Annotated in this window: 10 protein-coding genes; 6 read left to right on the plus strand and 4 right to left on the minus strand. The window is 45.6% G+C overall.

Annotated elements, in window-relative coordinates:
• Positions 1–16: 16 nt before the first annotated feature.
• On the plus strand, positions 17–1507 hold the full coding sequence (locus tag GSQ19_RS21875; protein ID WP_011319942.1) for an Ig-like domain-containing domain: 1491 nt from the start codon (positions 17–19) through the stop codon (positions 1505–1507).
• Between the two features lie 116 nt (positions 1508–1623).
• On the opposite strand, the gene GSQ19_RS21880 is transcribed toward GSQ19_RS21875, so the two are convergent.
• Positions 1624–2007 (minus strand): nuclear transport factor 2 family protein, encoded by a 384-nt coding sequence (locus GSQ19_RS21880; protein ID WP_011319943.1) that lies wholly within the window; start codon positions 2005–2007, stop codon positions 1624–1626.
• 572 nt (positions 2008–2579) lie between these two features.
• Between GSQ19_RS21880 and GSQ19_RS21885 the strand changes: the two genes are divergently transcribed.
• Positions 2580–4136: a hypothetical protein gene (locus tag GSQ19_RS21885; protein ID WP_011319944.1), complete on the plus strand. Its 1557-nt coding sequence runs from the start codon at positions 2580–2582 to the stop codon at positions 4134–4136.
• 284 nt (positions 4137–4420) lie between these two features.
• Here GSQ19_RS21885 and GSQ19_RS21890 read toward each other — a convergent pair whose 3' ends face one another.
• A complete protein-coding gene (locus GSQ19_RS21890; RefSeq protein WP_011319945.1) occupies positions 4421–5557 on the minus strand; it encodes a phosphoribosylformylglycinamidine cyclo-ligase in 1137 nt (378 codons plus the stop codon).
• Between the two features lie 178 nt (positions 5558–5735).
• Positions 5736–7913: an NAD(P)/FAD-dependent oxidoreductase gene (locus GSQ19_RS21895; protein WP_011319946.1), complete on the minus strand. Its 2178-nt coding sequence runs from the start codon at positions 7911–7913 to the stop codon at positions 5736–5738.
• A gap of 161 nt (positions 7914–8074) precedes the next feature.
• Between GSQ19_RS21895 and GSQ19_RS21900 the strand changes: the two genes are divergently transcribed.
• Positions 8075–8308, plus strand: coding sequence for a hypothetical protein (locus GSQ19_RS21900; protein ID WP_011319947.1), 234 nt, complete (start codon positions 8075–8077; stop codon positions 8306–8308).
• Positions 8309–8412: 104 nt separating this feature from the next.
• Here GSQ19_RS21900 and cimA read toward each other — a convergent pair whose 3' ends face one another.
• Positions 8413–10146 carry a citramalate synthase gene (cimA, locus tag GSQ19_RS21905; protein ID WP_011319948.1) on the minus strand — a complete coding sequence of 578 codons (1734 nt, stop codon included), beginning with the start codon at positions 10144–10146 and terminating at the stop codon, positions 8413–8415.
• Positions 10147–10221: 75 nt separating this feature from the next.
• Between cimA and GSQ19_RS21910 the strand changes: the two genes are divergently transcribed.
• The 3 genes from GSQ19_RS21910 to thiO all read left to right on the plus strand — a co-directional run bounded on the left by GSQ19_RS21910 (position 10222) and on the right by thiO (position 13163).
• Positions 10222–10560: a 2Fe-2S iron-sulfur cluster-binding protein gene (locus GSQ19_RS21910; protein ID WP_011319949.1), complete on the plus strand. Its 339-nt coding sequence runs from the start codon at positions 10222–10224 to the stop codon at positions 10558–10560.
• Positions 10561–10580: 20 nt separating this feature from the next.
• The gene (locus tag GSQ19_RS21915; protein WP_011319950.1) at positions 10581–11051 is read left to right on the plus strand and encodes a hypothetical protein; all 471 of its coding nucleotides are present in this window, start codon (positions 10581–10583) and stop codon (positions 11049–11051) included.
• A gap of 153 nt (positions 11052–11204) precedes the next feature.
• Positions 11205–13163: a glycine oxidase ThiO gene (gene thiO, locus GSQ19_RS21920; protein ID WP_011319951.1), complete on the plus strand. Its 1959-nt coding sequence runs from the start codon at positions 11205–11207 to the stop codon at positions 13161–13163.
• Positions 13164–13258: the final 95 nt, after the last annotated feature.

The following is a 13258-nucleotide window of genomic DNA, read 5'->3' on the forward strand; positions in this document are numbered from 1 at the left end:
AACTGACAACTGACCAATGACTACCAAACCCTTTCTCCAACCACTAGATCGCGTGGCGATCGCTCTCATGTTAATTTTGAGTTTGTTGATTGGACTGCTAATCTTACAAGGTGATGTGGTTGCTTCTCGTGTACGCAGTTTTACATGGGAAAATCAACAAATCGGCGCAGAAGACACCTCGTTTGCTGTCACCTTTAGCCGTCCAATGGATATCAAAAGCGTAGAAGATAACTTAAAAATCGAACCGCCTTTAGCAGGGAAATTCAGTTGGGCAGGGCGAAGGATGGTTTATACTCTGCTGACACCAGCTCCTTATGGGACAAATTATAAATTACAGTTGCAGGGCGCTAAAGATAGATTTGCCGAAAAAGAACAAACAAATCGGGTAATCCAGCCCTTTACTAGTCAATTTCGTACACGCGATCGCGTCATTCTCTACATTGGCGCCGATCAAGAAAACCAAGGACAGCTAGTACTGTACAACTTATCTCTAGAACAGAAAAAGGTACTTAGTCCCAAAGACTTAGTTGTGATGGATTTTAAACCATTTCCCAATGGAGAAAAAATCTTATTCTCGGCTCGCGCTGCCAACAATCAAGACTTACTTTCAGCGCAATTGTACACAGTCACAACCGGAATCAGCACCAAATCTGATACACCAGCAGAACCAGCAGGGAAAATCGACTTACTTTTAGATAATAAAGACTATCAAAACCTGAAATTCGACCTATCCCCCAATGGCGAAACTATTGTGATTCAACGGGGAAATAGAAACAACCCTAGTGACTTTGGTCTGTGGTTTATCTCCGCTACCAGCAACTCAGGACAAAGACCCGTCCCACAACGTCTGCAAAGCCAGCCTGGGGGAGATTTCATGATTACCCCTGACAGTAAAGCCGTAGCCGTTGCCCAAGGGCAAGGAGCCGCCATTCTACCACTACAAAAAGATGCCAGCAAACCCCTAGATTTTCTGCCCCAATTTGGACTGGTACAGGCATTCTCCAAAGATGGCTCTCAAGCAGCAATGGTGAAATTTAATACAGATTTCACAAAAGAATTATTTTTAGTCACAAATCAAGGTGTCCAAAAACCCTTATTGAAAACCACAGGTTCCATCCTCAGTTGCCAATTTGATCCAGCCTTACCCACCCTTTATTGCTTACTCACACAGCTTGTATCCCAAGAACAGTACATAGAACAGCCTTATTTAGTCGCCATCGACCTGAAAACAGGACAGCAAAAACCATTGCTGGTGCTACCCATAGAACAAAGAAACGTGCAAATGAGCCTATCACCAGATGGTTTAGGCTTGTTATTTGACCAAGTAGTTCCCCAGAGCAATCCTAATGCACCTACAACCAGAGAATTAAAAACAGATGATGGTGAAGCGATCGCCACCAGTAATCTTTGGCTAATGCCCCTACTACCCATTTCTGACACAGCCATCAGTACCATCAGACCAGAAAAGCTACCCTTCATCGGATTTCATCCCCGTTGGCTACCGTGAAGCAGGATGTGAGGGCAGGACTGTTTCATTCTGGGAAGAAAACTTGGTATTGGGAATCGTTAGCATCGGATTAAGGATGTTGTTTTTGATGAAGATTTTTCCCAAATATATTGTCTTCAGTTGTCGGTACTTAGCGTAACCACGCTTCCTGCAATCACTTTCCAGTCGTTTTCAAATAGCTTCCAAACCCTAAGATAGCGGAATTTGCCATTAATTTCTTGCCCTAAATAATTTCCTCGTATCTCTACTGTGACGGCAACAACAACGTCGTCCACGACCACATTGAGTATTAGATCACTTGATTCGACTGTATGCAGGTTGATGTTTCCCGAACGGTAATTTTCCAGATCCATCGCTTTGGTTGCCGTTTCGCCACTTGGCCCGTTAAACAGAAGCTCATCGTGAAGCAGTTTATCCAAAAGTTCCACGTTATTTGTTTTCATCGCTGAGAGGAGATTTTTCTCGTTAGCAATGACCTGGGCTTTATGGGTGGCATCCATGCTGTTTATTGTTTCATTTGACCAGACAATGAAAGTTTAACATCACTGAGTTGGGTTAAAATCTATTGTCCGAGTTGAAAGAGTTGTGACTCTTGCTAGCAAACCTTTTTAGACTGAAACAGTCCTGGGGGTAAGGGGGTAGAAAAGAAAACTATTGACAACTGACCAACGACTCTTACCCTTTTCAATTTTTAACTTTTCTGAGCTAGGCATTTGATAAATTATATACAGAGACAGTATTTATCCCGCCTCTGACCTTGTACCAGCGAGCCACCTACCACATAACTGTTTATCAAAGCCAAGCAGCCTTAAACCTTTATTAGGTATCTGTACTGCGGTGCATACATTTGTAGCATTTGAACTTGAAACCCTCGTCAAGTCTAAGGTTGACGGGGTGCAAGCTCATAATGTTATAACGACATCAGTTATGTATGCAAAATAGGGAACACTGAATCAATGAATAATTACCCGTGTTAGGGGCAGTCTAACTTGGCTGATCCAACCCCCAAGCACTTGAAAAGTATCCTAGCGGTAGCAATGCTAGGCGTTTTTAAGTGGGTGGTTCAAGAGTGATGAATGAAGCTAACACCTCAAATAATAGGGCTGTGATGGAATCTCCTAATTCTTCTGCTAATTCACTACAACCGGAACAGACAATCTGTCCCTTCTATACAGTTGTGCCTTCTGAAAACACAACTAATGCCAAATTGCCCCTCCTAAAACCAGCAGAAGATGAGCAGGACGAGATCCAAACAGCCGATTCTCCTCAAGATGCACAAAAGCAGGATTGGGTGGTGGAACCTGACGGTGAAAAGCAAGCACAGGTAGAAACTGAATTTCAGAAGTTATTGGCATTGAATGAGGAATTGCAGGCAGCAAATAATCAGTTATACCAACGAGTAGAACATTTACAAGATGACTTAGCTGAGTCAGAAAAGGCTTTACAGTGGCAGAAAAGACGCTCCAGTGTCACTGAGTCGATGCTCAATCAACAAGCGCAAGAACTAGCCGCAGCCCAAGAACAAATTCAATCACTGTTCCAACAGTTAGAAACTGCCGTCCAAACGACTCAACGTCAGGAAATTCTGATTGATAGTTATAAAGCCCAATTGCAAATTAGTCAACAGCGCATTGCTCAATTAGAACGAGAGTGTTCTTTATTACAAACTAACTATAGTGAACAGTCCCAACAAGTCGTCCAGTCAGAAAACGCTTGTCGAGAATTGCGTACTCGACTGATGAGACAGCAACGCCAGACCTTGCAATTTAAAGCGGCGCTGGAAAAATGTCTAGAGACATCCATTCCTAACTATGAATCTCCAGAGACGGATACTAGCAACACTCACAACACAGTCCCCCACAAAACCCGATTTGCTAGAAAAGCACGCTCTTTGTTTCCCAACGCCGAACCGATAAAACCTTGGTCAGCAGAAACAGACTCTCAAGAAGAGGATATTAATCAATCTTGGGAAGAGCCTAAAACACCACGCCCTTTCACCAGCGATTACTCCATGCCTAATCCCCCTTCTCTCTGGAACTGGCCAGTGAAGGATAAGGAGAAGGAAGATATACGTACAATCTCCCAGCCACCAGAACCTGCGCCAAAAGAAGATGAGTCGCCTATTTCTCCTGAAGAGGCGCAATCTGTGGGTTCAGCAGAATTAGATCAGCAAATAGATAGTCTCATTCAAATGTTTTTCGCCTCCCAAGCTGGAGGTACACCAGCAACACCACCTGCATCCGAAGCAGTTATAGAAAGTCAGCCAGTGGACACAACTGTTTGGGAAACTTCGGCTACTAATGTCGAGGAAGAGGAAACACCAGAGCAGTTATGGGAACCAACGGTAGAAGTAAGCCCCTTTCCCACTACTTCCTCATTTTCCTTTACTGTCTCTCCCACTGAAAAAACTGCCGAAGTCCCAGAGCAGGATAATTCAGCCCCTTCACCGATGAATGAGGTGGAGTTTCCCATGACTGACTTAGCGCCAGATTCATTTGATGAGGTTGCTAACGATACTCAATCACCTTCACCTGTGGTTTATCCCCAGCGACCACGGAAGGGGCGTAAGTCTCTAGCGTCGGTGGAATTGCCGAATTTCAACAAGCCTAATGGTCAATATGGTCAATAGCTAATAGTCCACAGTCCAAAAACCTGGATTTTGACTATGGACTATTGACAAAAAAGCCAGAAAATTAGTCACACTGCGTCAGTCCTATTTGAATTTTGAATTTTGCGAAAAGTTCTGTAGGCGGTGAATCCATTGCTGTAGGAGGGTTTCCCTCCGCAGGCAACTGGTGAACCCGGAGGGGTTTCCCGCCGTAGGAAACTTTTCAAGACGAATTTTGAATTGGAGCGTAAAGCCTGCGGCATAGCTTCGCTTAACGCGTAGCGTCTCGTAGAGAAGCGACTTGACTATGCGCCTTTGGCGATGCCGAAAGACTCTCCCTTTAATGTGATGTTAAATGGGGTGATGACAACTTCACGGGTGGGGGATGCTTCCACTCTACCAGCGATCGCAGCTGTTAATCCTTGCTCTTTTGCTAGCTGAACAATTCTCTCTCCATCTTGTTCTGTTTCTGTATAAAATGCAAACCCTGCACCGTAATTGAACACGGAAAGCATCATTTCTTTCCCGCCTTCTAGTTGACTTTCGACAAACTGAAAGATTTCGGGAACTGGTAGCAATTTTTCAATCACATACCGTAGTGGTTTGGCTGACCGCATAAGTTTCTGCCATCCATGACCGGTGATATTCTCCATTGCGGTGGGACGAATACCCTCACTCAACACCGCTTGCACCAGTGGCGTGTAGAGATGAGAGGCAGCATTCATCGCTGCCCATAACTCCTGCCCACTGGGTAGTTTTGTTCTGTAGCCATCGGGGAGTGATTCGGCTAGTTTCCGCACCGGGGTAAAGCCATTTTCATGGAGTCCGGTACTTTCCACCAACACGATCGCATTGCCTTCAGCCAACCGTGTACCATCAATAGGAGCCACACCAGGAGGCATGACACCAAATACAGAACCGGCAATATCCAGCCGCCCTGGAATCATCTTGGTTTTGAGTTGTGGCGTTTCCCCAGAAATATAAACGCAGCCAATTCGTTTGCATCCCTCAACTACACCATCGAGAAACCCATCCAAAAAGGCAGGGGTGAAGACGGTTTCCGGGGTACTTGAGGGTAAATACAATCCCAGAAGTACCGTTTGCATCCCCGAAGATGCAGCATCATTGGTCAGACACGAGAGAATCTTGATACCAATGTTCCACCAAAACTGTCGCAATTCTTCCTCCGAGAGGTCATCAGGACGGGCATCATCAGCAGTACCCAGACCTTCAGGAACAAGACTCACAAAAAGTTCTGGTGTTCCCGTCTGCAAGTAAGGCGCTAGGTTGAAACTAAAGGCGTTAGCACTGCCCCCCAGCCCGGAAAGAGGTACTTTCCCATAGGCGGGTGAAAACTGCAATGTACGTTTTGCGGCCTCAATAAAGCGAAGCTTGGCCGCATCGAGAGTATTGTAATCGACTTGATCGAGTGCTTGAGTCATCAGAGTTACTTTGTTGGGATGGGGACTGGGGACTGGGGACTGGGGACTGGGGATTGGGGACTGGGGATTGGGGATTGGGAAGAAGTTCGTCTCCTTCTATACCCAAATCCTGAAAATTCTTAATTTTGAATTTTGTAGCTTTAGCTTCCCGTAGGGTATTTTGAATTTTGAATTTGTTCTACCCCCTCGCCCCTTCTGGGTTATGAATAACGGCTTCTGAGTTGAATTGTGCGAATTGCTGGGGCGATCGCGGTCTACCTGTGGTGATAGCGTAGTTAATGGCTAATAGTCGCAGCCATAATGCCGGGTTGTTAGTTTCTAGCCAAGGTTTAATTTTTAGAAGGAAGCGTGGGAACCATGAACTCAGTAAGGCGTTAACTAAGGCGTGGCGACCAAAGTTAAAATAATTTCCCAGCCATCTGACCAAATCTTTGGGGCCTGCTAGTTGCCAAATCCACAACAGTAAGGCGGGATTTTTCCGGGCTGCTTTTAGGGCTAGGCGGTTAAATGTCAACCAATCACATCTATCTTTGATGAAGTTATCTGCTACTTCTGGGGGTTCATCTGCCAGCAATCCAAAGAAGGTATTGAGCATCGAGTTGATGCGCTGAGGGGCTAAAAATTTGCCGGTGGGAACCATCATCCCTTTAGAAAAGAGCCAAGTTACAGAAACATTACTTTGATAGGCGCGAATCAGGTTCAAGTTACTGAACTTTAGTAGGTCATGTTTGAGGGCTACATCTAACAGGGTTGTCAGTCGTTCTAGGTTACGAACCAGGGAACCAAAACCAGTAAATACCAGGGGTGATTGCAGGGAAGCAGCATCACCGATCGCAATTAATCTATCAAAGGCGATGGTGCGATCGCTACTCCCCACACTGAAATGTCCTGGTATGTACCCAAATGTCGGCTTTTTCCACACCAGTTTGTCCATATCGCAACGGCGATACTCTGGCAAAATTGTGAAGAAGTCTTCGTACATCTCCAGCAATGAGCCGGGATTTTGGGGGTTAACTTCGTGATAGTGAAACAAATAAATTGTCAGTTCTTCACCCGCACCGGGAAATAATTCCCAAATCAACTGCCTACCACGGGAAATATCACCGTGGCTATAAAGCACATCTCCATATTGGGAATCCCACACCCCTGGCTCAAATCCCCCGTCAACGACTGCGCCCACTGTGGGACAGACGCTATCAAATGCACGACCACCGTTTAATTGCCACGCAATGGGGGAAGCTGTTCCCATCGCATCTACTAACAGTCGTCCACTTATTTGCTTTTCTGTTTGGGTGGGCAAATCTTTGACTTTTACAACAACTTGTGTATCATTGACATCTGCACGGATAAATTCTGTCTCATCCCAAATATCGCCACCCGCAGCCTTGAGCTTATTCCCGCACATTTGCAACCATTTTTCCGAGTCTAAGGCTATGTTTAACACCGTGGGCGTGTGCAAGACAGGCGATCGCAATTTTGCTGGGTTATTGCCATCAAAAAACTTATTAAACCCGTCCTTATAATCCCGGACAATCACAGTTTCTAACTCAGCATTTGTCACTAAACCCAAGTTAATCAAACTTTGCAATTCATCACGAGAAATATTCCATTCCCGGTTCATCCGTCCAAAGGGCAAACGCTCCACCAACAACACCTTATACCCCAACTTTGCCATCACCGCCGCATGGATGACACCCAACGCGCCACCAATATAGATCAGGTCATATTGGGGATTGGGCTTTTCCAGTTCCCAGTTCCCAGTTCCCCCTTCGGGGTTCGCCAGTCGCTCATGGGGGAAACCTCCAAGACCGCGCTGGCTCACCAGTCCCCTATCGCTTTTCTGCGAAAACACCACCTGACGCGGCTGCTGAGGATTTTGAACTCCTTCACGCCATCGCTGTTCCCACCAGTAAGCACGTTTAAGGTCATATTCCCCGTTGGGCATCTTTTGGAAATATTTAACCGTTAGGGGGTAATGGGGTGCTAGAGCCTCAAAAATTGATTGTTGGGATAAATCAATCGCTGGTGGTTCTGGATAGTGATGAGGAAAACGCTGGCGAATGGCTGTTGTTAAGCTTTGTAAGAGTTCCTTTTCTCCGGGTAATTGCTGATCTGCCCAACGAAAAACCTTGAGGTAAGTAGTTCTTTGGACTGACCACAAAAATATAGAAAATTCTTTAGGTAAATTTTCGGTAATTTTCGTGCTACTTGCTGTATATTTACTAGATATTTTCAGCCTACAACCATCTGGAGTCAGTATTTTCTCCCAACTGCCTGGGTCAAATTCTGTTTGTAGCCAACAGCGCACAACCGCCGTATCCGTGATTGGCACTTCTAAATAAAGGATTTCTTTCATGTTTTCCTGACATCTCCGTCAATCTACTCACCAAGACAGATATGCGAAAGGCAGTAAGTACGATAAACTCCGCCCTATCGGTTTCTATAAAGATTCGGTAAAGAATTTTTAATAATTTGTCAAACTTTTTTGTTCATTTGGAAATTTTATAAACCTACGCCATGAATTATCCCATTCCAGACAGCCCACAAGAAATTTTTGCTTTAAAACAACAGCGTGTAGATGAAGAATTAGTGGCCTCAGCGATCGCCGGAGTGATAAAAATAGTGCGATCGCAAGGTCAATCATTAGAAGACTTAACAGCCCAATTGCTAGCAGATGACCAATTACTAGACCAACAACAACGTCGTTGGTTAAGTAAACTCGTGACCCAGGTTTGGGAGAGCTTTACTTGAAGAGGCAGGGGGAGCAGGGGGAGCAGGGGAAGCAGGGGGAGAAAATTGTACAGACGCGATTAATCACATCTCTGACAATTGTACAGACGCGATTTATCGCGTCTCTAACCAGACGCTTTTACTGCCGCCTCTGCTTGGGCGTGTAATAACAGACCATATTCCAAACCTTCGACAACCGCTTGATAGGAAGCTGCCAAGATGTTGGGTGAAACGCCAACAGTTGTCCAGCGTTGATAACCATTACCTGATTCCACTAAGGCACGGGTTTTGGCAGAAGTGCCTGTGTGACCGTCCAGAATCCGCACTTTGTAGTCTGTTAACTCAAAGGTGGCAAGTTGGGGATAGAAGTTGACCAAAGCTTTGCGTAATGCCGCATCTAAGGCTGCTACTGGGCCGTTACCTTCGGCAGCTTCTAAAATGTTCTTACCATTCACCGCGACTTTCACCGTCGCTAAAGCATTGGTCATTTCTTTGCCTTCCACTAAATCACAGTGGACTTGAAAGCCTTTCACTTCAAAAAACTGCTGTCTTCCGCCCAAAGCTTCATACATCAGTAAAGCAAAACTCGCCTCGGCTGCTTCAAATTGATATCCTTCACTTTCTAACTCCTTGAGGCGCTGAAGAATTTGCTTGGCTTCTGGTGTCTGTTTGTCTAGTTCAATCCCAAAAGTCCGGGCTTTAGCTAACACATTACTAATCCCCGATTGTTCAGAAATCACAATCCGGCGACGGTTCCCTACTTGTTCCGGCTGAATGTGTTCGTATGTGAGGGGATTACGTTCCACGGCGGAGACATGAATACCTCCTTTGTGAGCAAAAGCCGAACGTCCCACAAAAGGAGCGTGTTCATCAGGGGCAAGATTTACCACTTCACTCACAAATCGACTGGCTTCTGCTAGTTGCCCTAGCTGGTGTTCTGTGATACAGCTATACCCTAATTTCAGTTGTAAATTAGGAATTAATGAACATAAATTAGCATTCCCACAACGTTCGCCATAACCGTTGATAGTACCTTGTACCATCGTTGCCCCTGCCATCACTGCTGCTAAAGCATTGGCAACAGCCATATCTGAATCATTATGAGTATGAATACCGATTTGGGGAATGGGGAATGGGAGATTGGGGATTGGGTACTGGGTATTGGGTAGAGAATTAGTACTCTTTTCCACTTCCTCACTGACTACTTGCCCAGACTGATCTAATTTTGAGTTGATTCGTCCCCAGTCCCTAGTCACCTTGACAACATCTTGCACAATCTGACTAACTTCGTGAGGTAAAGTACCGCCATTCGTATCACAGAGGACTAACCATTCTGCGCCGGCTGCCATTGCTGCTTTGAGGGTCTGTAAAGCATAATCTCGGTTGTGCTTATAGCCATCAAACCAGTGTTCAGCATCATAGATCACGCGTCGCCCTTGAGAGCGAAAAAACTCGATAGTATCGCGGATCATCGCTAAGTTTTCTTCTAAAGTAGTTTTTAGACCTGTTGTGACGTGTAAATCCCAGGATTTGCCAAAAATTGTCACCCAGCTAGAACCCGCAGCCAGGATATCTTGCAGCATTGGTTCATCTGCGGCATGAGTATGAGGGCGGCGAGTTGAACAAAATGCAACAATTTGTGAAAGTTTAAGCGGATCTTCTTGAAGTTGCCAGAAAAATTGAACATCCTTAGGGTTGGCTCCTGGCCATCCACCTTCAATGAAGGGAATCCCTAGTTGATCGAGTCTGTGGGCAATGCGTAGCTTGTCTTCTGTAGATATTGATAGCCCCTCGCGCTGAGTGCCATCCCGTAGTGTGGTGTCATAAAGCCAAATGTGGGGAGAGGGATTTTTGGTCATAAGACTAAGACTTTGGAGACAACTTTAAAGGCAATGTGCCAAGATACAACAAAACGCCAGTTTGCTGATTAAAATATGCCTAAGGTATTAGCTCAGGGTAAAACAATTGAGTGCAACAACGGAGAAAATTTACGCAAAGTTCTGCTAAAAAGTGGTATTGACCTCTACAATAGCGGTGCTAAGGTAATAAACTGTCGGGGTATTGGTAGTTGTGGTACCTGTGCTGTCCAAGTAGAAGGTGAAGTGTCTGTGGCGAATTGGCGAGATCAAGCACGGCGATCGCTTCCTCCTCATTCTCCTACAAAAGACCTGCGTTTAGCTTGTCAGACTCAGGTATTAGGTGATGTAAAGGTAACAAAATTTGACGGATTTTGGGGTCAAGGTTCTCAAGTAGTGTGGCAACCAGAAGGTTAGGTTAACAAGGAGAAATCAAGATGGGTAGATGGACACCGCTAATTCTTATGGCCGGAGGCTTGGCAATTCTCATGGGAACATTGCTAGGTATTAACTTCCCAATGGGTGGCCAGCAACAAACAGCTAGTAACAATACTTCAACTAGTAATAATGCTCCAGGGGGCAAAGCATCGAAAGTACTCCCAGCTAACATTAATGTTAATAGCTCCTCAGCCAATCGCAATCGCACCAATGCTACTACAAATGAAAACAGACCCAGTGTAGCGCAAGATAATTTCAACACTAGTACTGACCCTGAAGAAAGAGGCACCAGCAATCAGGACGAGCGCAGATCAACTGGTAACAGAACCAGTGTGGCTCAAAATAACAATTCCACCGATTCATCATCTCCTGACAATACACCAGAACCTAGTACTACAGAAGTTCAATCAAGAGACACCGTATCTGGTGACACAAACGAAACAAAAGAACCGATTCGTGCTTTGTGGTAATGAAGTGCTGAGTCCTAAGTGACCAGTACTGAGTATTTAGTCAACAAAATTAATCCCTAGTCCCTCACCACTTGTACTAGTCGTTGGTTACAAGTTATGAGTTATTAGTTATGTACTAATGGTAAATAGCTAATATATAAATACTAATGACTAATGACTAGGGACATTGTAATTATTGGTGGCGGCGTTATTGGTTTGGCGATCGCCGTTGAACTTAAGTTGCGCGGGACAAAAGTTACCGTGCTTTGTCGTGATTTCCCAGCAGCAGCAGCTCACGCCGCCGCCGGGATGTTAGCCCCGGATGCCGAGGAAATCACAGATGAGGCGATGAAGTCGCTATGCTGGCGATCGCGTTCTTTATATCCCGAATGGACAAGCAAGTTAGAAGATTTAACGGGTTTAAACACTGGTTACTGGCCTTGTGGCATCCTAGCGCCAGTTTATGAAGGGCAGGAGAGCAAGGGTGTAAGAATTCAGGAAAATAAGGGAGAATCACCCGCTTATTGGTTAGAAAAAGCCGTTATTCATCAATATCAACCAGGATTAGGTGAGGATGTGGTTGGTGGTTGGTGGTATCCAGAGGATGCCCAAGTGAATAATCAAGCACTAGCGCGTGTGCTGTGGGCGGCGGCGGAAAGCCTTGGTGTGGAACTCAACGACGGAATTACAGTAGAAGGATTATTACAACAGCAGGGACAGGTAGTAGGTGTCCAAACCAACACCGGCATCATTCAGGCCGAACACTATGTTTTAGCCACAGGTGCTTGGGCAAATGAATTATTACCCTTACCCGTAACCCCTCGTAAAGGGCAAATGTTGCGTGTGCGTGTGCCGGAATCTGTACCGGAATTGCCTTTAAAGCGGGTTTTATTTGGCGAAAATATTTACATTGTACCGAGACGAGACCGATCTATTATTATTGGGGCAACGAGTGAAGATGTCGGCTTTACCCCCCACAACACCCCCGCCGGCATTCAAACTTTACTGCAAGGCGCAATTCGTCTCTATCCTCAGTTACAGGATTATCCCATTCAAGAATTTTGGTGGGGCTTTCGTCCAGCCACTCCAGATGAATTACCCATTTTAGGAACTAGTCACTGTGCCAATTTAACCTTGGCTACTGGTCATTATCGCAACGGTATCTTACTAGCACCAATAACCGCCGCACTTATAGCCGATTTCATCGTAGAACAAAAATCTGACCCCCTACTGTCTCATTTCCACTACTCACGCTTTCAAAAACAGGCATCTACCACCCCCATGTTTACCCACTCCGCCAACTTCTCCAACGGACACGCCAAAAACCCTCCACTCCCCACTCTAGACTCATCCCTCATCATTGCAGGCAAATCCTTTCATTCCCGTTTGATGACGGGGACAGGCAAATATCGCAGCATAGAAGAAATGCAGCAAAGCGTTGTTGCTAGCGGTTGCGAAATTGTCACGGTGGCGGTGCGACGAGTCCAAACCAAAGCCCCAGGCCATGAAGGTTTAGCCGAAGCCCTGGACTGGTCGAGAATTTGGATGTTGCCGAATACAGCTGGCTGTCAAACCGCAGAAGAAGCCATTCGGGTAGCGCGTTTGGGGAGAGAAATGGCTAAGTTATTAGGTCAGGAAGATAATAATTTTGTCAAATTAGAAGTTATACCAGACCCCAAATATTTACTTCCCGACCCCATTGGTACATTACAAGCTGCCGAACAGTTAGTGAAAGAAGGTTTCGCCGTCTTACCTTATATCAACGCTGACCCCATGCTAGCCAAGCGGTTAGAAGATGTCGGTTGTGCTACAGTCATGCCTTTAGCGTCACCCATCGGCTCAGGACAGGGTTTAAAAACCACCGCCAACATTCAAATTATCATCGAAAACGCCAAGATCCCAGTCGTGGTAGATGCTGGCATTGGTGCGCCCTCAGAAGCCTCCCAGGCGATGGAATTAGGGGCAGATGCCCTATTAATTAATAGTGCGATCGCCCTTGCTCAAAACCCAGCCGCAATGGCTCAAGCCATGAACCTCGCAACAGTTGCCGGTCGTCTAGCCTACCTCGCAGGTAGAATGCCCATTAAAACCTATGCCAGTGCTAGTTCACCAGTCACAGGTACGATTAGTTAGTCAGTGGTCAATAGTCAGTAGTCAGTAGTCAGTAGTCCATAGTGATTGCTTTGGACTGTTGACCAATGAGTAACAACAACTGACAACTGACAACT

Origin of the sequence: Trichormus variabilis 0441, assembly GCF_009856605.1 — a bacterium.
Taxonomy (GTDB): Bacteria; Cyanobacteriota; Cyanobacteriia; order Cyanobacteriales; family Nostocaceae; genus Trichormus; species Trichormus variabilis.

Excerpts from the sequence above, each read along its gene's own strand:
- GSQ19_RS21915 (WP_011319950.1), top strand. The coding sequence starts at position 10,581 with ATGGGTAGATGGACACCGCTAATTCTTATGGCCGGAGGCTTGGCAATT.
- GSQ19_RS21900 (WP_011319947.1), top strand. The coding sequence starts at position 8,075 with ATGAATTATCCCATTCCAGACAGCCCACAAGAAATTTTTGCTTTAAAA.
- GSQ19_RS21875 (WP_011319942.1), top strand. The coding sequence starts at position 17 with ATGACTACCAAACCCTTTCTCCAACCACTAGATCGCGTGGCGATCGCT.
- GSQ19_RS21880 (WP_011319943.1), bottom strand. The coding sequence starts at position 2,007 with ATGGATGCCACCCATAAAGCCCAGGTCATTGCTAACGAGAAAAATCTC.
- GSQ19_RS21895 (WP_011319946.1), bottom strand. The coding sequence starts at position 7,913 with ATGAAAGAAATCCTTTATTTAGAAGTGCCAATCACGGATACGGCGGTT.
- GSQ19_RS21890 (WP_011319945.1), bottom strand. The coding sequence starts at position 5,557 with ATGACTCAAGCACTCGATCAAGTCGATTACAATACTCTCGATGCGGCC.
- GSQ19_RS21910 (WP_011319949.1), top strand. The coding sequence starts at position 10,222 with ATGCCTAAGGTATTAGCTCAGGGTAAAACAATTGAGTGCAACAACGGA.
- GSQ19_RS21885 (WP_011319944.1), top strand. The coding sequence starts at position 2,580 with ATGAATGAAGCTAACACCTCAAATAATAGGGCTGTGATGGAATCTCCT.
- cimA (WP_011319948.1), bottom strand. The coding sequence starts at position 10,146 with ATGACCAAAAATCCCTCTCCCCACATTTGGCTTTATGACACCACACTA.
- thiO (WP_011319951.1), top strand. The coding sequence starts at position 11,205 with ATGACTAGGGACATTGTAATTATTGGTGGCGGCGTTATTGGTTTGGCG.